This window comes from Streptomyces sp. NBC_00631 (assembly GCF_045206895.1).
Lineage (GTDB): Bacteria > Actinomycetota > Actinomycetes > Streptomycetales > Streptomycetaceae > Streptomyces.
In genome coordinates, this window is record NZ_CP107734.1 from 6971797 (window position 1) to 6991241 (window position 19445).

The 19445-nt window shown below is 71.7% G+C and carries 18 protein-coding genes; 9 read left to right on the plus strand and 9 right to left on the minus strand.

Going from position 1 to position 19445, the window contains the following annotated elements; genetic code table 11:
- Position 1: 1 nt before the first annotated feature.
- From OHB00_RS32190 to OHB00_RS32205, 4 genes are all read left to right on the plus strand, one after another.
- Positions 2-1531: a GMC family oxidoreductase gene (locus OHB00_RS32190; RefSeq protein WP_406439917.1), complete on the plus strand. Its 1530-nt coding sequence runs from the start codon at positions 2-4 to the stop codon at positions 1529-1531.
- 174 nt (positions 1532-1705) lie between these two features.
- Complete coding sequence (locus OHB00_RS32195) at positions 1706-3172, plus strand: ABC transporter permease (protein WP_406439919.1); 1467 nt, start codon at positions 1706-1708, stop codon at positions 3170-3172.
- A 244-nt stretch (positions 3173-3416) separates the two neighbouring features.
- Entirely contained in the window at positions 3417-4100 is a 684-nt protein-coding gene (locus OHB00_RS32200; protein WP_406439921.1) for an ABC transporter ATP-binding protein, read from the plus strand.
- Positions 4101-4331: 231 nt separating this feature from the next.
- Entirely contained in the window at positions 4332-7637 is a 3306-nt protein-coding gene (locus tag OHB00_RS32205; RefSeq protein WP_406439923.1) for a S8 family peptidase, read from the plus strand.
- Positions 7638-7716: 79 nt separating this feature from the next.
- Here OHB00_RS32205 and OHB00_RS32210 read toward each other — a convergent pair whose 3' ends face one another.
- Positions 7717-8637: a helix-turn-helix domain-containing protein gene (locus OHB00_RS32210; protein WP_406439925.1), complete on the minus strand. Its 921-nt coding sequence runs from the start codon at positions 8635-8637 to the stop codon at positions 7717-7719.
- A 174-nt stretch (positions 8638-8811) separates the two neighbouring features.
- On the opposite strand from OHB00_RS32210, the gene OHB00_RS32215 reads away from it, so the two are divergent.
- On the plus strand, positions 8812-9855 hold the full coding sequence (locus OHB00_RS32215; RefSeq protein WP_406439927.1) for an NAD(P)-dependent alcohol dehydrogenase: 1044 nt from the start codon (positions 8812-8814) through the stop codon (positions 9853-9855).
- Between the two features lies 1 nt (position 9856).
- On the opposite strand, the gene OHB00_RS32220 is transcribed toward OHB00_RS32215, so the two are convergent.
- Together OHB00_RS32220 and OHB00_RS32225 are read right to left on the minus strand one after the other, a co-directional pair.
- The gene (locus tag OHB00_RS32220) at positions 9857-10870 is read right to left on the minus strand and encodes a FecCD family ABC transporter permease (RefSeq protein ID WP_406439929.1); all 1014 of its coding nucleotides are present in this window, start codon (positions 10868-10870) and stop codon (positions 9857-9859) included.
- Between the two features lie 162 nt (positions 10871-11032).
- Positions 11033-11986 (minus strand): FecCD family ABC transporter permease, encoded by a 954-nt coding sequence (locus tag OHB00_RS32225; protein WP_406439931.1) that lies wholly within the window; start codon positions 11984-11986, stop codon positions 11033-11035.
- 92 nt (positions 11987-12078) lie between these two features.
- Here OHB00_RS32225 and OHB00_RS32230 point away from each other — a divergent pair, with 92 nt between their 5' ends.
- A complete protein-coding gene (locus tag OHB00_RS32230) occupies positions 12079-12462 on the plus strand; it encodes a VOC family protein (RefSeq protein ID WP_406439932.1) in 384 nt (127 codons plus the stop codon).
- On the opposite strand, the gene OHB00_RS32235 is transcribed toward OHB00_RS32230, so the two are convergent.
- A complete protein-coding gene (locus OHB00_RS32235) occupies positions 12444-12680 on the minus strand; it encodes a hypothetical protein (RefSeq protein ID WP_406439934.1) in 237 nt (78 codons plus the stop codon). The genes OHB00_RS32230 and OHB00_RS32235 overlap by 19 nt on opposite strands.
- 177 nt (positions 12681-12857) lie before the next feature.
- The gene (locus tag OHB00_RS32240; protein ID WP_406439936.1) at positions 12858-13964 is read right to left on the minus strand and encodes a serine hydrolase domain-containing protein; all 1107 of its coding nucleotides are present in this window, start codon (positions 13962-13964) and stop codon (positions 12858-12860) included.
- A 406-nt stretch (positions 13965-14370) separates the two neighbouring features.
- Here OHB00_RS32240 and msrA point away from each other — a divergent pair, with 406 nt between their 5' ends.
- The 3 genes from msrA (at position 14371) to OHB00_RS32255 (ending at position 15995) form a co-directional block, all read left to right on the plus strand.
- The gene (msrA, locus tag OHB00_RS32245) at positions 14371-14883 is read left to right on the plus strand and encodes a peptide-methionine (S)-S-oxide reductase MsrA (protein ID WP_234535239.1); all 513 of its coding nucleotides are present in this window, start codon (positions 14371-14373) and stop codon (positions 14881-14883) included.
- A gap of 208 nt (positions 14884-15091) precedes the next feature.
- Positions 15092-15589 (plus strand): hypothetical protein, encoded by a 498-nt coding sequence (locus OHB00_RS32250; protein ID WP_406439938.1) that lies wholly within the window; start codon positions 15092-15094, stop codon positions 15587-15589.
- A gap of 28 nt (positions 15590-15617) precedes the next feature.
- Complete coding sequence (locus OHB00_RS32255) at positions 15618-15995, plus strand: signal peptidase I (RefSeq protein WP_406439940.1); 378 nt, start codon at positions 15618-15620, stop codon at positions 15993-15995.
- A gap of 126 nt (positions 15996-16121) precedes the next feature.
- On the opposite strand, the gene OHB00_RS32260 is transcribed toward OHB00_RS32255, so the two are convergent.
- The 4 genes from OHB00_RS32260 to OHB00_RS32275 all read right to left on the minus strand — a co-directional run bounded on the left by OHB00_RS32260 (position 16122) and on the right by OHB00_RS32275 (position 18878).
- Positions 16122-16913, minus strand: coding sequence for a helix-turn-helix domain-containing protein (locus OHB00_RS32260; protein ID WP_406439942.1), 792 nt, complete (start codon positions 16911-16913; stop codon positions 16122-16124).
- A 72-nt stretch (positions 16914-16985) separates the two neighbouring features.
- The gene (locus tag OHB00_RS32265) at positions 16986-17981 is read right to left on the minus strand and encodes a threonine/serine dehydratase (protein ID WP_406439944.1); all 996 of its coding nucleotides are present in this window, start codon (positions 17979-17981) and stop codon (positions 16986-16988) included.
- Positions 17982-18066: 85 nt separating this feature from the next.
- Positions 18067-18267 carry a hypothetical protein gene (locus tag OHB00_RS32270; protein ID WP_406439946.1) on the minus strand — a complete coding sequence of 67 codons (201 nt, stop codon included), beginning with the start codon at positions 18265-18267 and terminating at the stop codon, positions 18067-18069.
- 56 nt (positions 18268-18323) lie between these two features.
- Positions 18324-18878 (minus strand): hypothetical protein, encoded by a 555-nt coding sequence (locus OHB00_RS32275; RefSeq protein ID WP_406439947.1) that lies wholly within the window; start codon positions 18876-18878, stop codon positions 18324-18326.
- Between the last annotated feature and the right edge of the window lie 567 nt (positions 18879-19445).

A 19445-nucleotide genomic window follows, 5' to 3' on the forward strand; every position in this document is an offset into this window, starting at 1 on the left:
GGTGAGCCGCTGGGACTACGTCATCGTCGGGGCCGGCTCCGCCGGCTGCGTGCTCGCCGACCGGCTCAGCGCGGACGGCACCGCACAGGTGCTCCTCGTCGAGGCCGGCACGGCGACCGCCGGGACCCGCCCCGAGGTCCAGGTGCCGATCCTCTTCCCGCGGCTGTTCGGCGGCGACCTGGACTGGAACTTCAGCACGGTGCCCCAGCCCGGTCTCGCCGACCGCGCGATACCCATCCCGCGCGGGAAGGCGGTCGGCGGCTCCTCGGTGATCAACGCCCAGCTGTGGACCCGCGGCCACCGCGCGGACTACGACGGCTGGGCCCGGGCAGGCCTGGACGGCTTCGGCCACGACGACCTGCAGCCCTACTTCGACCGCGCCGAGCAGCGGATCAGCCTGTCCGGACTGCGCTATCCGCTCCCCGTCACCCCCGCGTTCGTCGACGCCTGCGCGCGCCTCGGGCACACCCCGGCCGCCGAGGTCCAGGAGGGCTACGCCCTGGCCCGCGCGACCCACCGCGAGGGCCTGCGGCACAGCTCCGCCGACGCCTACCTGACGCCGGCCCGGGAGCGGTCCAACCTGACCGTGCTGGCGGACACGCTGGTGCGCCGGGTGCTGTTCGAGGGCACGCGGGCCGTCGGGATCGAGGTCGAAGGAGAGTCGGGCATCGAGACCCTGCGCGCCGAACGCGAGGTCGTCCTCTCCGCCGGCGCCGTCGGCAGCCCGCACCTGCTGCTGCGGTCCGGCGTGGGCCCCGCGGCCGAACTGGCCCCGCACGGCGTCCCGGTGGTGCGGGACCTGCCGGGGGTGGGCCGCGACCTGACGGACCATCTGCTCGTGCCGCTGGCCTTCGAGGCACAGGGTTTCTGGTCGCCCGGCTCGGGCACCTCGCCCGAGCAGATCGGCCAGTACCTGCGCGACCGCCACGGCTCCCTGGACTCGATCATCTCCGAGGCGCTGCTGTTCCTGCGCACCCGGGAGGAACTGGACGCCCCCGACATCGAGATCGTCCACCTCGTGGTGCCGCTGGGCGAACACCAGCGGCCCGCCGCGCACGGCATGGCCCTGGGCGTCATCCTCATGCGCCCGCACAGCCGCGGCACCGTCACCCTGCGCAGCGCCGACCCGTACGACGCCCCGCTGATCGACCCCGGCTACCTGAGCGACGAGGCCGGGGAGGACCTGGGGACCCTGGTGGCCGGCGTGCGCGCGGCCCAGCGGATCCTGCGCCAGCCGGACCTGGCGCAGTGGCTGGGCAAGCCGCTCACGGACGGCGCGCTCTCCGAGGACCTCGACGACATCACCGCGTACATCCGCTCCACCGGCGGCAGCATCCACCACCTGGTGAGCACCTGCCGGATGGGCACGGACGAACAGGCCGTCGTCGACCCGTCGTTCGCGGTCCGGGGCGTGAGCGGTCTGCGGGTGGTGGACGCCGCCGCGATGCCGAGCCTCGTACGGGCGCACACCCATGCCCCCGTCACGATGCTCGCCGAACGCGCCGCGGACGTACTCCTCGGCGAGCGCTGAGGAAACGGCGTCCAGCCGTCGAGCCGCCCCGGCCGGTGATTCCCCCGCCCGGCCGGGGTCTCCGCGCGCTCTGACAGCCCGGTGCGGGGCTGTTCCTGGCTTCTGTACAGCCTTCTCATGCATCTCTTATTTAGGCCTTATCGAGCCATCACGGTGCGTCCCTACCGTGCGGTCATGTTCTTCACCTACCTGAGGCGCGAACTGCGCCGCCGCAGAAAGGCGGCTCTCGTCGTCGCCTCCGGCCTCGCGCTGGGCATCGCACTGGTCATCGTGGTCAACTCCGTGTCCAACGGCATGGGGAAGGCCCAGGACAAGGTCCTCCAGTCGCTGTACGGCCTGGGTACGGACATGACGGTCACCAAGGCCGCGTCGGCGACCACGAGCGCCTCCCAGCGGCCCCGCTTCAACTTCGACGCGCAGAACAACGGTTCGTCGAGCACGCAGAGCAGTGACCGTGTCATGGTGCAGGGCTTCACCACCCTCGCCTCCACCACCGTCACCAAGGTCGGCGACCAGAAGGGCGTCGCGACCGCGGTCGGCGGGCTGAACCTCAACGTGGTCAAGATCAGCGGCCAGTTCACCCGGGGTCAGTTCCAGCAGAACCAGGGCTCCGGCAGCAGCGGCAACGGCGGCGGCTTCGGCGGCGGTGGCAACGGCCAGCCGCAGGGCGAGGTCCAGGGCGGTGGCGCCAACTTCGACGTCAACTCGTACACGGTCTACGGCACCGACGTCACCCAGACCGAGATCGGCCCGCTGACCTCGTCGAAGATCACCAGCGGCCGTACCTTCAAGTCCACCGAGACGGACGCCAAGGTGCTGGTCGCCGACTCGGCGTACGCCAAGGAGAAGAAGTACAAGGTCGGTTCGACCGTCACCATCAACAAGGTCAAGTTCACGATCATCGGCATCGCGACGGCCGACAGCGGTGACGCGGCGGCCAACCTGTACATGCCGCTGAAGCAGGCGCAGACGCTCGCCGACGAGAAGAACAAGGTCACCACGATCTACGTCAAGGCGACCGACTCCAAGCAGATCTCCTCGGTGAAGAAGACCATCCAGAGCAACGTCTCGGGTACGACGGTCACCACCTCCGCCGACCTCGCGGACACCGTCTCCGGTTCGCTGTCCACGGCGTCCTCGCTCGCCACCAACGTCGGCAAGTGGCTGTCCATCGCGGTGCTCGTGGCCGCCTTCCTGGTCGCCGGCCTGCTCACCTCCTCGGCGGTCTCCCGCCGCGTCCGTGAGTTCGGCACGCTGAAGGCGCTGGGCTGGAAGTCCGGCCGGGTCACCCGGCAGGTCATCGGCGAGGCCATGGTCAACGGTCTGGTCGGCGGTGCGCTCGGTATCGCGCTCGGCCTGGCCGGCGCGTACGTCGTCACCTCGATCAGCCCCACCCTGCAGGCGTCCCTCGGCGGCGGCGGCGGTGGCAACGCGGGCGGCGGCCCGGGTGGCGGCGGCTTCGGCGGTCCCGGCCGGCAGGCCGCCAAGACCCTGGAGGTCGCCCTCACGGCCCCGGTCAGTGTCACGACGATCGTCCTGGCGGTGGGCCTCGCGGTGGCCGGCGGCCTGATCGCGGGCGCGTTCGGCGGTTGGCGTGCGTCCAGGTTGCGGCCTGCGGACGCGCTGCGGCGGGTCGAGTAGCTGACGTCGGCTGGGGGCTGGGCGGGGGTGTCGCTCGCCCGCGCTTGCGGGGTGCCCCCCCAGAGGGTGTACCCCCAGCGTCCACCCGTGCCGCCCCAGCGGCACGACTGCCCGCAGCCAAGGCGCCCCGTAAGGGGCGCGGGGCTGTATCCGATATGCGGCTCCGCCGCGCGGGCGCGACCAGCCCCCACCCAGCCGCAGCCGACAACCGACCGCCCCACCCCATATACCTCCTGGAGCCACCATGTACGAACTCAGAAACGTCACCAAGGTCTATACCCGGGGCAAGGACACGGTCCGTGCTCTCGACGGGGTCGACCTCGCCATCGCCGACGGCGACCGCCTGGTCATCCAGGGCCCCACCGGCGGCGGCAAGTCCACGCTGCTCCAGATGCTGGGCGGCCTGGACCGCCCGTCCTCCGGTGAAGTCGTCCTCGACGGGACCGACCTGGCCAAGCTCTCCGAGGCGAAGCTCACTTCGGTCCGCAGCGCGAACATCGGCTTCGTCTTCCAGTCGTTCAACCTGATCCCGACGCTCACCGCCCAGGAGAACGTCGAGACCGCCCTCGTCCCGCTCGGCGTCAAGACCAAGGAACGGCGTGAACGCGCCGCCGAGGCGCTGACGTCGGTCGGTCTCGGCGAGCGCCTCGGCCATCTGCCCGGCGAGATGTCCGGCGGCCAGCAGCAGCGCGTCGCCATCGCCCGGGCCCTGGTCAAGCAGCCCAAGGTGCTGCTCGCCGACGAGCCCACCGGCAACCTCGACGAGGGCATGCGCGACGAGATCATGGAGGTACTGGAGCGCATGTGGAAGGAGCACGGGCTGACCTTCATCATGGTCACCCACGACTCCGCGATCGCGAAGAAGGCCCCGCGTCTCGCGACCATCCGCAAGGGCAAGATCACCGTCAAGGAGAACGCGGGCGCATAACACCGGAGTGCCCTGTGCGACCGCGCGGTTGTGTAACGGTGTCCGCCCCGGCGCGTAACAGTTCTCAGGCACTCCTCTTACCGGTCTCTCATCTATTGAGCCCGCTGATCACCCCCCGGCATACTCCGTGTTCCGGGGGGTTGACGCATGTGCGTACGGGATTTCCCCCGGCCGGGTGAACGGGGAATTCACCCGGGACACCGTCTCCCAGGGGGAGTCTTGCGCAGACAAGTGAAAAGAGCCGCCGCGGCCACGGTGGCCACGGCGGCGGCCGTCGCGCTCGCCGCGGGCATGACCAGCCCGGCCTCGGCGAAGCCGGAACCGCGCGCCGCCACGGCCGCGGCCGCCTCTTCGCTCACCGCAAAGCACCACGTCACCCTGATCACCGGTGACCGGGTCGCCCTCGACGCCAAGGGGCGCGTCGTCGGCCTGGAGCGGGCCGAAGGGCGCCAGCACATACCCTTCCGGATCAGCAAGGCGGGCGGGCACACCCTCGTCGTCCCCGGTGACGCCGTCCAGTTGGTGGCCTCCGGCAAGCTGGACCAACGGCTCTTCGACGTCACCGAGTTGAACAAGGCCGCGACCCGTAAGGCGCAGAAGAACGGCCTGAAGGTCATCGTCGGCTACAGCGGTGCCGCCACCGCGACCAAGGCCGACGTCCGGGACGCCGGCACCCTGCGGCACAGCCTGAAGGCGCTGAACGCGGACGCCGTGCAGACCCCGGTCAAGGACACGCCCGAGCTGTGGGACGCCGTCACCAACGGGGACAAGGCCGCCTCCGGCATCGCGCACGTCTGGCTCGACGGCGTCCGCAAGGTCAGCCTGGACAAGTCCGTGCCGCAGATCGGCGCCCCCACGGCGTGGGCCGCCGGTTACAACGGCAAGGGCGTGAAGATCGCCGTCCTGGACACCGGTGTGGACACCACCCACCCGGACCTCAAGGACCAGGTGATCGAGTCCAAGAACTTCACCACCGCCGCCGACGCCATGGACCACTTCGGCCACGGCACGCACGTCGCGTCCATCGCGGCCGGCACCGGCGCCAAGTCGCACGGCAAGTACACGGGTGTCGCGCCCGGCGCGAAGATCCTGAACGGCAAGGTCCTGGACGACACCGGCTCCGGTGACGACTCCGGCATCCTCGCCGGCATGGAGTGGGCGGCGGCCGAGGGCGCCTCCGTCGTCAACCTCAGCCTCGGCGGCTACGACACTCCGGAGATCGACCCGCTGGAAGCGGAGGTCAACAAGCTCTCCGAGCAGAAGGGCATCCTGTTCGCGATCGCCGCGGGCAACGAGGGCCCCGATTCGATCGGTTCGCCGGGCAGCGCGGCCGACGCGCTGACCGTCGGCGCCGTCGACGGCAACGACAAGCTGGCCGACTTCTCCTCCACCGGTCCCAGTGCCGAGGGCGGCATCAAGCCGGACGTCACCGCACCGGGCGTCGACATCACCGCGGCCGCGGCCAAGGGCAGCGTCATCGACCAGGAGGTCGGCGAGAACCCGGCCGGCTACCTGACCATCTCCGGTACGTCGATGGCCACCCCGCATGTCGCCGGCGCCGCCGCCATCCTCAAGCAGGAACACCCCGACTGGGGCTTCCAGGAGCTGAAGGCGGCCCTGACCGGCTCCGCGAAGGGCGGCAAGTACACGCCGTTCGAGCAGGGTTCGGGACGGATCGCCGTCGACAAGGCCATCAAGCAGACCGTGATCGCCGACCCGTCGTCGGTGAGCTTCGGTGTGCAGCAGTGGCCGCACACCGACGACACCCCGGTCACCAAGCAGCTGACCTACCGCAACCTCGGCACCAAGGACGTCACCCTCAGCCTCGCGGCGACCGCCACCGACCCCAGGGGCGCGGCGGCTCCGGCCGGCTTCTTCAAGCTGGGCGCGACCAAGGTGACCGTCCCGGCGGGCGGCAAGGCCTCCGTCGACCTCACCGTCAACACCAAGCTGGGCGGCACCCTCGACGGCGCCTACTCGGCGTACGTGACGGCGACCGGCGGCGGCCAGAGCGTCCGCACGGCGGCCGCGGTCCAGCGTGAGGTGCAGTCGTACAGCGTCACCGTCAAGCACATCGGACGCGACGGCAATCCGGCCGGTGTCTACAGCACCGACCTCATGGGCTACTCGGGCCTCGGCAACGGCGACGACTACCTGGTGCCGCCCTCCGACACCGGGACCGCCACGATCCGGGTGCCGAAGGGCACGTACCTGCTCGACGCCTGGATCGCCAAGGACTTCACCACCTTCGACGGCGGTCTCGACTGGCTGGTCAACCCGAAGCTGAGCGTCACCAAGGACCTCACGCTCACCATCGACGCCCGCACCACCAAGTCCGCCGACATCACCGTGCCGGACGCCCAGGCCACCCCGCACTCGGCGACCGTCGACTACATGTACGACCCGGCCGGCGTCGGGTTCGGGGTCGGCTTCGACAGCTTCGACAAGATCCGGGTCGCACCGCTGGGCGGCGAGGTGAGCGGTCTGACCCAGACCTGGAGCGGCCAGTTCACCAAGGGCGCGGGCGAGGAGTACGACGTCGCCACCAGCGCCCAGGTCAAGAAGGTCCAGGGCGACAAGGTCCGGCACTTCAGGACGAGCGAGCTCGCCACGGTCAAGAACGTCGTCGGCGCCTCCGCCCCCAACAAGACCGGGTCGGTCGCCCCGTGGGGCATCGTCGGCGACGACCTCGTCATGGGCGACGCGGTGGAGCAGAAGCTGCCGGCCACGCGCACCTTCCACGTGTCCACCGTGGACAGCGCCCAGTGGGCCTTCGACGTCACGCAGTACTCCGGCCACGACGCCCAGGGCCTGCCGATCGCGGACGCCTTCTACACGCTGGGCGACCCGAAGACGTACAAGGCCGGCCAGTCCTACCGGAACACCTTCAACAGGGCCGTCTTCGGTCCGCATCTGAGCAGCGAGTACGGTCTGTTCCGGGACGGCAACCAGATCTTCGGAGTGGTCCCGCTCTTCTCCGACAGCGCCAAGCACGCCGGGTCCTCCGACTTCCTGTCGGTGAACACCACCCTCTACCGCAACGGCACCAAGGTGGGCTCCAACAAGGACCCGCTCTTCGGTGACGGCGTGTTCACGGTGCCGTCCGGTGACTCCGAGTACAAGCTGACCACCTCGGTCATCCGCTCGGTCAAGGTCGCCGCCGCCTCCACCCGGATCGACGCGAGCTGGACCTTCCACTCGAAGAAGCCCGGCAGCAGCACCCCGCTGGCCCAGCTCCCGGCCTCCACCGTCCACTTCGGCGCCCAGACCGGCCAGGACAGCCGCGTCGAGGCAGGCAGGACGGTCACCTTCCCGGTCACCGTCGAGGGCGCGGCCGCGGGCCGCAACCTCAAGTCCCTCACGGTCTACGTGTCCTACGACTACGGCCAGACCTGGAAGAAGCTGACGGTGAGCCACGGCAGGATCACCGTCAGGAACCCGGCCAAGGGCAAGGCCATCTCGTTCCACGCCAAGATCGCCGACAAGAAGGGCAACAAGTCGACGATCTCCATCTACAACGCGTACTACGCCAAGTGAGCCGTAGGCGCTGAGTAGCACCCCAGCGAGCGGCCCGCCGGAAGCGCGGCTTCCGGCGGGCCGTTCTCCATGCCGTCGCTCAGGGGGCCGGGGCGACCCGGTTGGCGTCCCTGCCCCAGCTGGCCAGCAGGCGCAGGGCGTCGGCCGACGCCGAGCCCGGTTCCGCGTGGTAGGTGACCAGGGCCTGGTCCTGGTCGCCGGCCATGCGGAAGGACTCGTAGTTCAGGGACAGCTCACCCACCAGCGGGTGGTGCATCCGCTTCACCCCGTACGACTTCTCCTTGACGTCGTGGGTAGCCCACAGTCGGCGGAACTCCTCGCTCTTGACCGAGAGTTCGCCCACCAGTGCGGACAGCCGGGTGTCGTCGGGATAGCAGCCGGCGTCCATCCGCAGCTGGCACACGATGTCGATCGCCTTCTGCTCCCACTCCACGAAGAGATCGCGGTAGGCGGGGCGCAGAAACGTCAGCCGCGCCCAGTTGCGGTCCGCGGCCGGCAGCTCCGCCCAGTCACCGAAGACCGCCGCCGCCATCCGGTTCCAGGCCAGGATCTCCGAGCGCCGCCCCACGATGTACGCCGGCACGCCCTCCATCGCGTCCAGCAGTTGCGCCAGCGGTGCCCGCACCTGCTGCGGCCGCCCCGACGCCTTCTTCTTGTGCTGCTTGCCCTTGGCGAGATGGGTGAGATGCGCGTGCTCGGCGTCGGTGAGCCGCAGCGCGCGGGCGATCGAGTCCAGCACCTCCGCCGACACGTTCCGCCCGTTGCCCTGTTCCAGGCGCGTGTAGTACGCCACCGACACCCCGGCCAGCTGCGCCAGCTCCTCGCGCCGCAGCCCCGGCACCCGGCGGTGCCGCCCGAAGTCGGGCAGCCCCACGTCCGAGGGGCGCAGCCGGGCCCGCCGGGTGCGCAGGAACTCGCTGAGCTCGGCACGCCGGTCCAGGGACGGGGAGGCGGTGGGAGAGGTCGAGGGAGAGGTGGCGGGCAGGGGCTGGTCTTCCATACATCCAGTATTCACGGTCGTACGCACCGGAACCTGACCCCGCCAGTGGTAGGCACGGCGGACGTACGCAGAAGCGGGGGCTGGGTGACGGACGTAGCGTGGTGGAGGCTGGCAGTGTGCCCGGGACGTGAGAAGGCAGCCGGGCGCGAAGACATCTCTAGGAGAGCCCCCCTCATGACCACTGTTGCTGCTTACGCCGCGCCCGCCGCGAAGGCCCCGCTGGAGCGGACCACGATCGAGCGGCGCGAGGTCGGCGAGTTCGACGTCCTCATCGACATCGAGTTCGCCGGTATCTGTCACTCCGACATCCACCAGGCCCGCGAGGGCTGGGGTACGGCGATCTTCCCGATGGTGCCCGGTCACGAGATCGCGGGCGTCGTCTCGGAGGTCGGCCCGGGTGTCACCAAGTACGCGGTGGGGGACCGGGTGGGCGTCGGCTGCATGGTCGACTCCTGCCGCGAGTGCGACAACTGCAAGGCCGGTCTCCAGCAGTACTGCACCGGCTCCGGCCCGACCTGGACGTACAACGCCGTCGGCAAGGACGGGCAGCCCACCTACGGCGGCTACGCGCAGAAGGTGGTCGTCGACGAGAACTACGTCGTCCGCATCCCGGACGCCCTTCCCCTCGACGTCGCCGCCCCCCTCCTCTGCGCCGGCATCACCACCTACTCCCCGCTGAAGCACTGGAACGCGGGTCCCGGCAAGAAGGTCGCGGTCGTCGGCCTCGGCGGCCTGGGCCACATGGGCGTGAAGATCGCCGCCGCCCTGGGCGCGGAGGTCACCGTCCTGTCCCAGTCGCTCCGCAAGAAGGACGACGGCCTGAAGCTGGGCGCCACGCACTACTACGCGACCAGCGACCCGAAGACCTTCCAGGACCTCAGGGGCACCTTCGACATCATCCTCAACACGGTGTCGGCCCCGCTCGACTTCGACGCCTACCTGGCGCTGCTGAAGACCGACGGCGCCATGGTGAACGTCGGCATCCCCGAGGAGCCGGTCCACATCCTCCTGTCCTCCGTCTTCGGCAACCGCCGCAGCCTGAGCAGCTCCGGCATCGGCGGTATCCCGGAGACCCAGGAGATGCTCGACTTCTGCGCCGAGCACGACCTGGGCGCCGAGATCGAACTCATCAGCGCCGACCAGATCAACGAGGCGTACGACCGGGTCGTGAACAGCGACGTCCGCTACCGCTTCGTGATCGACACGGCGACGATCTGAGTCAGCGCTCCCGCCCGCGGCCCAGCAGGCGGAGCAGATAGGGGCCGCCGATCAGGGAGGTCAGCGCACCCACCGGGATCTCCAGCGGAGGCACCAGGGTGCGGGCCACCAGGTCGGCGGTCACCAGCACGACCGCGCCCGTCAGCGCCGAGCAGACCAGCGGCAGCTGAGGGGTGCGGGTGAGCCACCGGGCCAGCTGTGGCGCGGTCAGCGCGACGAACCCGATCGGCCCGGCGGCACCGGTCGCGGCGGCGAGCACGACGCCGAGGACGGTGAGACCGAGCCGGGCCCGGTCGACACGGAGGCCGAGGGCGGCGGCGGTGTCGGGATCGAGCCCCAGTGGCCGCGCCGCCCGGCTCGCCCACACCAGTCCCGGCAGGGCGAGGACGAGTACGACGGCGAGCGGCCCGGCCTGCTCCCGGCCCCGCCCGTTCAGGCTCCCGGTCAGCCACAGCTTGAGCTGCTCTGCGGCGTCCAGCTCGCTGTCGGTGAGATACAGCTGGACGACGGCGGACAGGGCGACGCCGATCCCGACGCCGGTGAGCACGAAACGGCTGGGCCGCATGCCGTGGCGCCAGGCGAGCGCGTAGACGAGGGCGGCGGCGCCGAGTCCGCCGCCGACGGCCACGAGCGGCATCGCCCCGGGGGCGGAGACGGCTCCCGTGGCCAGCGCGAGCACGGTCGCGGCGGCGGCGCCGTGCCTCACCCCGATGACATCGGGGCTGGCCAGCGGGTTCCGGGTGACGGTCTGCACGAGGGCCCCGGCAAGCCCGAGGGCGCCGCCGACCAGCGCCCCGAGCACGATCCGCGGGACCCGCAGCTCGTTGACGACCAGGCCGTAGGGGGTGGGAGCGCCGCGGAGGGTACGCCACACGTCGGCCGGGGAGATGTAGGTCTGGCCGAGGGAGGCGGCGGCGGTCATCGCGACCGCGAGGAGGCCGATAAGCGCGAGTGCGACGAGGATCGAACGGCGGTGGAGGAGGACGGAAAAACGGGGGTGGGGCCGTAGCACCATGCCTGCGGCCCGGTGGGGGGTGGCCCCGCAGTTCCCCGCGCCCCTTGCGGGGCTTCTTAGCTGCGGGCAGTCGTGCCGCTGGGGCGGCACGGGTGGGCGCGGCGGCACCCGGTCAGCGCCGGTAAGCGTCCCTGCCCCCCCGGCCCCAGCCCCGGGTGCGCCTCACGTCACGGCCCCCTTCCGCCGTACCAGGAACACCAGCACCGGCACCCCCACCAACGCCGTCATCACCCCGGCCGGCACCTCCGCAGGAGCCCGTACCACTCGGCCAAGGACATCGGCGGCGACCAGAAGACCCGCCCCCAGCAGCGCCGACAGCGGCAGTACCCGCCCGTAGCCCCCACCCCTGACCAGCCGCCGTGCCAGATGGGGCACCGCCAGCCCCACGAAGGCGATGGGCCCGGCCGCCGCCACCGTGGCGGCCGTCAGGAGCGTCGCGCCCAGCGCCGCGCAGCCCCGGACCACCCGCACCCGATGCCCCAGCGCGCGCGCCGTCTCGTCGCCCAGCGCCAGCGCGTCCAGTCCCCGGGCGCAGCACAGCACCAGCACCGCGCCCACCGCCAGGAACGGCAGCATCCGTGCGACCGTCCCCGCGTCCCGCCCGCTGAGCGCCCCCACCTGCCAGAACCGGAACTGGTCGAGCGTCGCCGAGCTGGAGGTGAGGACGACGGTCGTAGCCCCCGCGGTCATCGCGGACAGCGCGGTACCCGCGAGCGCCAGCTTCACGGGGGACGCCCCGCCCCGTCCCCGCGCCGCGACGCCGTACACCAGGCAGGCGGCGACGACGGCGCCGGTGAAGGCGTACCAGACGTAGGCCCCGAAGCCGTACCCGGAGCCGCCGAGGACGATGGCGAGCACGACCCCGGCCGCCGCCCCCTGGCTCAGGCCGAGGATGCCGGGGTCGGCGAGCGGGTTGCGGGTGACGGCCTGGAGCGTGGCACCGGCGAGGCCGAGCGCGGCCCCCGCGGTGAGGCCGATCTCGGTGCGAGGGAGGCGGAGGGACCGTACGACCAGCGCGTCGGGCGTGGCGCCGCCGTGGAGAAGGGCGTCGAACACGGTGGCCGGCGGTACGGCACGGGTGCCGACGGCGAGGCTGAGGACGGCGACGACGGCCACAGCGAGGGCGGCCGTCGGCCACAGGAGGGCGACTAAGGTGAGCCTTACCTTGGTTTTTATCGGGAGTACGTTGGACGGGAGGAGGTCCCACGATGACCGTGAACCTGAACCACACCATCGTCGCCGCACATGACAAGCACGCGTCGGCCAGGTTCCTCGCCGACATCCTCGGTCTCCAAGTCAGCCCGGAATACGGCCCGTTCGTCCCGGTAGCCCTGCCGAACGGCGTCACCCTCGACTACATGGACACCCCCGGGAAGATCCCGACGCAGCACTACGCCTTCCTGGTCTCCGAGGACGACTTCGACGAGATCTTCACCCGGGTCCGGGAGGCCGGCCTCAGCTACTGGGCCGACCCGTCCCACAGCCGTCCCGGCGAGATCAACACCAACGACGGCGGCCGCGGCGCCTACTTCGACGACCCCGACGGCCACCGCCTGGAGATCCTCACCCGCCCCTACGGCAGCGGCGGCTGACCCACGGGGACGGACTCACCGGGCGCGTAGGACCGTACGACCGCACCCGCCGCGCCGCCGCCGTCCGTCGGCCGTACGACATGGACGCGCCCGCGTCCGCCGACCCGGCCCCACCCGTCCGCCACCTCCAGCACGGTGTTCTCGTCGACCGCCACGCCGTACGGCACCGACCCGCGCGCCACCGCCGCGACCAGCCGCCCCACGGCACCGGCACGCACGCCCCCGCGTACCGCGCGAACTGCTCCTCGCCGTCCCCCTCGTCGACGATCACGCACCCGACACGGCGGTCCCCGCCCACGGCCCGCAGGAACGGCGCGTACACCTCGGGCGCGTCCCAGCCCCCGCCGACGAGAAAGATCCCACCGCTCATTCGGTTCTCCTCCGCCCCCCGCCGCTCAGGCCCGCAGTCCCTTGATGCCGTCCTGGGCGGCCATGACCAGCTCGATGCCCCGGTTGTCGGCGGCCGGCTCGCGCATCTGGTTCGTCACGTACGCCATCGCCAGCCGCTCGTCGGGATCGACCCAGACGAGCGCGCCGCCCCAGCCGCCCCAGCCGAGGGCGCCACCGAAGAGGCCGTAGCCGAGGCCGTACCGGGCCGGCATGCCGAGGACGCGGTCCTCGCCCTCGAACTGCACCTCCCGCGCCCGCGCGCATCCCTCGGGGGACAGCACCCGAACCCCGCCGACGGTTCCGCCGCAGGCCAGCAGCGACTGGACGAGGGCGACCGAGCGGGCGTTGCCGTAGCCGCTCGCCGCGGGGATCTGGGCGCGGCGCCAGGCGAGGCTGTTGCCGTCCCGGACGCGGAGGGTGGTGGCGGCGGTCGGGGTCGCGTCACGGCCCGGCGCGCTCGCCGCGTAGTCCTCGTCCTTGCCCGGCGGCGGCACGGTCAGCGCCACCCGCCGGTCGTCCTCCGGGCCGAGACCGAGGTGGAAGTCCGCGCCCAGCGGCCCGGCCACCTCCGCGGCGAAGAACTCGCCCACGCTCCGCCCGGTGATCCGGCGCAGCACCTCGCCGACCAGGAACCCCTGGGTGAGGGAGTGGTACCCGGCCGCGGTCCCCGGCTCCCACTGCGGGGCCTGCCCGGCGAGCCGGGCCGTGGCGGTCGTCCAGTCGTACACCTCCTCGACCGGTCCCTCCCAGTCGGGCAGCCCGGCGGTGTGCGACAGCAGATGCCGTACCAGCACGTTCTGCTTGCCGGCCGCGGCGAACTCGGGCCAGTACCGGGCGACCGGCGCGTCCGGATCCAGCTCGCCCCGGTCGATCAGGACGAGCGCGCACAGCGCGGTCATCGTCTTGGTCACGGAGAACACGTTGACGATCGTGTCCCGCTCCCACGCCCGGACCCGCCCGGCGTCGGCGAACCCGCCCCACACGTCCACCACGGGCTCACCGTCCACGAAGACGGCCACGGCACCGCCCAGGTCGCCGTCGTCGAGCAGCGCGGCGAGCGCGGTGGGCACGGCGGTGAACAGCTCGTCGTACGAGCCATGGATGTCGGCCATGTACGCCATTGAGCCCGCAGGAGCGCGCCCCGGCAACCGAATATCCGTGCGCCGGTAGCAGCCAGTAAGCGCCGCGGCGCGGGCCGCCGTTCCGTTGCCCCGTTGTCCCACCGTCCCGTCGTCCACGTCCGATCCAGTAGGCCGTCGGCGTCTGCAGCCTCGGGCTCGGCGAGGAACCGGCCCCGGCGGCGGGCCCGCCGCCGACCCACTGACCCGGCCGGGAGACCCGGGTGCTGCGGCGGCCCCGCTCGTTCGGCAGCGCCCGGCCGGCCAGGTACGGTGCGCGGAATCGTCGGGAACCCGCACGCGTTGAGGAGGGTGGGCACCGGAAGACGACGGTGTGCGGGCCGAGAAGCCCGAGTGATCAGCCCGAGAGTATGGGCCGACGAGTATTGGAGGGGCCGCGATGACTGCTCAGACGCAGCGGGCCGTGCTGGCGGGCGGATGTTTCTGGGGGATGCAGGACCTGATCCGCCGGCTCCCGGGCGTGACGGCGACCCGGGTGGGATACACCGGAGGTGACGTGCCGAACGCGACGTACCGTAACCACGGCACACACGCGGAGGCCATCGAGATCCTCTTCGACCCGGAGAAGACCGACTACCGCGCTCTCCTGGAGTTCTTCTTCCAGATCCACGACCCGAGCACCAGGAACCGCCAGGGCAACGACATCGGCCTCAGCTACCGCTCGGCGATCTACTACGTGGACGACGAGCAGAAGCGCATCGCCGAGGACACCATCGCGGACGTGGACGCCTCCGGCCTGTGGCCGGGCAAGGTGGTCACCGAGGTGGAGCCGGTAGGCCCCTTCTGGGAGGCCGAGCCCGAGCACCAGGACTACCTGGAGCGCTACCCGGACGGCTACACCTGCCACTTCCCCCGCCCCGGCTGGAAGCTGCCCGCCCGCGCGGAGGGCTGACCGCGAGGCGGCCCGGCGAACGGCGGAGCCCGGCAGCCGAGGCTCCGCGACCGGGCCGCGGCCCCGGCCGGGCTCCCGACCGCGGCCCCGGCCGGGCTCCCGACCGCGGCCTCGACCGGGCTCCAACCGAGGCCCCGGCCGGCTCCTACCGCGGCCCCGACCGCGACCCGGCGCGGGTACCGGCCGTACCCGCTGGGACACTGCCGTCATGGACACCACACCCGAGCAGATAAGCGCCAGGACAGCCGCCGCCTGGACCGTCGCGCTCGCGATCCTCGGAGGATTCACCGGCTACGCATGGGACGGCCCGTTCCTCGCGGTCACCTGTGCTCTTTCCCTTGCGGGCGGCGGCGCTGTCGGCACGATCCTGTCCCGCCGACGGATCATGGCGGCCGTTCAGGAGGGCCAGGGCAACGCCGCCGCGCTGGGATACGCCGACGCGATCGCGGACATGATGGTGCTCGGGATATCGGCATACCGGGCCGCCGTCTTCCCGCTGTCCGGCCCCGACGCGGTGGACGCCGCCGAACGCGTGGCGCGCCGCAGGGCCGCCTACCGCCTCACCGCCGCCGAGGGGCTCCCCCATGAGATCCGTGAGGCCGCGGCCGCCGCTCTCGAAGCGATCGACGACGGGGGCGACCGCGAGACCCGGTCCGCCATGGAGGACCTCATGAAGGCAGTACGGGAACGGCGCCACGGGGCGTGACCGCGGCGGAGGGGAGCAGGGAGGGCTTGTGAACGACCGTGTGTACGTGGGCAACGCGGGCAAGGACGCGCCACTGGACCGGGGATGGCTCCTCGGGCATTTCAAGGATGCCGGCGATCCGCGCCACAGCGAGGACGTGGAGATCAAGTGGGGCGTCCACCCCCGGGGCGATGAGCGCGCGCAGTGGGTGAAGGGCGAGGAACGCACCGCCCTCCTGGTCCTCGTCAGCGGCCGCTTCCGCGTCGAACTCCCTGGCCGCAGCGTCCTGCTGGAAGAACAGGGCGACTACGTCGTATGGGGCCGCGGAGTCGACCACTCATGGTTCGCGGAGGAGGAGTCGGTGGTCCTGACGGTCCGATGGCCGTCCGTGCCCGGCTACGCGGTGGCGGACGACGGGCGGGCGTGACGGCTCGTCCACGCGTTCCCCGCGGGGAATTGCCGGTCTCCGCGGGGCACCGCAGGATCTGGTGCGCAGCAGTTCGGCTGGGAGACGGTGTCCACCCGGACCGGTGACGTGCCGGATCAGGACCGACTACATGTTCCCGGGAGCCTGACGCACGGCGGCGCAGCCCCTCGCTCCGGCCGCCGCTCCGGCCGCCCGGGACAGAGCCGTCGCCGTCGCCGGACCGGCCGGCAGGAACGCCTCAAGCTTCAGGTCGGCGAGCGTCACGTCGACGGCGGTGGCGAACGTCGTCACGCTCGTCATCAGACGCAGCTCACCGTACGGGGACCGCAGACGGAGCGGCACCGCGAAGCCGAGCACGCCGTCGGACGGCCCCGGTTCGGGAACGTACCCGGCCAGCTCCGCCCGCAGCTCCGCCAGATGCCCGGGCCGGGCGCGGACGTGCCGCGCCCGTTCCGCGAGATTGCCGATACGGGAAGCCGGCCCGTCCGGATGCAGCGCCAGCCGGTAGACGTTCGTGCCCGGTCCCACCAGCTCGGCGGCGGCCCCCTCGGTGAGCAGGTCGAACGCCGTGTTCGCGGCGACCAGGCCGCCCCCCTGGTCCACCACCAGCGCCGGATACGGCAGATGCCCGCGCAGGATGTGGTCGAGTGCCGTACGCACGGGCGCCAGTACCGGGTCGTCCAGCGAGGTCTCCGTGTAGAGGGGCGCGTACCCGGCGGCCATGAGCAGTTCGTTGCGCGCCCGCAGCGGCAGCTCCAGCGACCCGGCCAGGCGCACCACCAAGTTCCGGGCGGGCACGGACCTGCCGGACTCGATGAAACTCACGTGCCGATGGGTGGTCCCCGCCCGCAGGGCCAGATCGAGCCGGCTGACATGACGGCGGGTACGACGTTCGCGCAGGGCGCTCGGGAAGTCCATGGCACCCAAAACCCGGCTCCGCCCCGGCAGCCCCCTGAGCCTGCCCGGCCAGGCGCGTGCACCGGGCTCCGCTCACCGCCGGCCGGCCGGCCCTGTCCCGATCCCGCCCGCACCGACCCAGCGATGGTAGGCGTCCACATCGACGTTGCCGCCGCACACGATGGTGACCACGTGCCGGCCGGCGAAACGGTCGCGGTCTTCGAGGATCGCCGCGACGCCGAGCGCGGCCGCCGGTTCGACGACGAGGCCGGCGTGGTCGAGGAGCATCCGCATACCGGCGACGATCGACGCCTCCCGTACCAGGACGGCGTCGTCGGCGACCAGGAGGAGGTCGTCCAGGACCGCCGGGATGGGACGCCGGCCGGCGACGGCGTCGGCGATGGTGTCGGCCGAGTCGGTGGTGACGACGCGCCGCCCGCGCCACGAGTGCGTCATCGCCGGTGCGCCCAGCGGCTGGACGCAGATCACCTCGACATGGGGCGCCGCCGCCTTCACCACATGCCCCACGCCGGTGGCCAGGGCCCCGCCGCCCAGCGCGATCAGAACGGCGTCGAACGACGGCACGGTGTCCACCAGCTCCAGGCCGATGGTCGCCGCGCCCTCGCAGGTCTCGATGTCCAGGCTGTCCTCGACCAGCCGGATGCCGTCGCGGCGCGCGATGGCCACCGCCCGCTCACGAGCCGCCTCGTGGTCGCCGTCCACCAGTTCCAGCGTGGCCCCCAAGGCGCGGATTCGATCGAGCTTGACCGGGGTCGCATGGCGGGAGGCCACGATGGTCACGTCGAGTCCTCGGCCGCGACCGGACCAGGCGAGGGCCTGCCCGAGATTGCCCGAACTCGCGCACACCACGGCCGACGACCCCCGTTCGGCGAGCAGACTCGTGACCACCTCGGTGCCGCGGGCCTTGAAGCTGCGGACGGGGTTCGCCGTTTCGAGCTTGATGCTCACCGCGCATCCGAGGCCGGGTTCCAGTGCCTCACAGCGATAGAGCGGAGTGTCCAGAAACACCGGGTCGATCAGCTGGCGAGCCGCCCGGATCCGAGCGGTGTCGAGACGCGTCCCCTGCATGCCACGACAGCGTAGCGCCGTGGGCACAGCGCCGAAGGTCCAAGTTTCTGCGGGAGTGCCTCGGCCCGGCCGAAGGCGGGTGGCGTCACGTGTTCCGGCAGGCCCTGGCTTCGAACTCCGCCATGGGGACGGTGACGGCGGCTTCGTCGCCGTCGTCCGAGACGCTGTCGTAGCGGACATTTCCCGGGGTGAGCCGGTCCCGGTCGGTCCGGGTGAAGGAGACGCTGCTCGACGAGGACGCGTTGTTCCTGGTCCAGCCGTAGAGGGCAGCTCGCGGCGTCGGCACGGTCCGGGGCGAAGCGCCGCCCCGAACCGGCAGCGGAGCGGGGCAGGGGCCGGCCGTCAGGCGCTCAGCCGCTCACGGTCGCCCATCACCACGACCGGGTGAAGGCGGGGATCGAGGGTGCGCAGCAGGGTCTTCATGCCGGACTCGGGGACGGTGACACAGGCGGACGTGCCGTCGCCATGGTCCAGGTGCAGCCATATGCCGCCGCCCTTCTCCACTCCATCGGGACGACTCCAGTCGAACGGCGGGACACCCGTGAGCCGGTTGTAGTTGACGGCGATGACGTAGTCGAAGTCGTGGATGTGGTCGTCGCCATCCTCGATCATGGAGGCGAAAGCATTGTCGTCGTACCAGTAGCGCAGACGGCTGCCCGGATCCCTGAGCGACCCTCCCGCATCCGTCAGGGAGAACACACCGACGGGACTGCGCTCGTCGTCCATGCGATGGTCGGTCGTCCAGCCAAGTCTGCCGTTGTGCGCAGGCCAGCTGCCGGTGCGTTTCCAGGCAGTGCCCTGTTTCTCGTAGAGCACGACAGTGCTCCCGGCGGAGTCCGTGCCGTCGCCGTAGACGACCACAACCTGGTGGGCGTCGGCCGGTACGCGCCTGCCCATGCGGCTTCCGACGCCAGGAAGGCGCGGGCCCGTTTCCGGGCCGGCGGAGCCGGGCGCGGCGGGGTTGTTGACGCCCGGGGCACCGACGTGACTCCTGTGCCCGTCGGCTCCGGAGCACGCCGCGGTGCCGGCCAGCAGCAGACCGCAGGCAAGAGCCGCGGATATGGCATGACGCGCACCACCGCGCCGCGCCGGAGCAGGGCAGGGCCGTATCTCAGCAGATGTCCGCATGAGCAGGATCCTGTGGCGGCCTGCCCCGGCACGCACCCTCAAGACGGCATCCGGCCTAGCGGTCGGGCGGACCCATGGGCCGGAGCAGCCCGTCATCCACGTAGGTGGGCAAGAAGCTCGTCCGCGTCGTGGTCGGGATCGTCACCCAGGCCGGTCATCCACGCGCCCGTGATGCTCGACTCCGCCTCCTGCTGCCCCTCCGGGTGAACCTCGGCCGACTCCCGGCACTGCGGACGCCACGGTCGTCCGTCCTGCGGGTCCACAGAAAAAGATCACTACTCGTCGCCACGGCGAGGTCTGGCCGGACGGTGAGAAGCCTGCGGCTCGCAGCTCGGA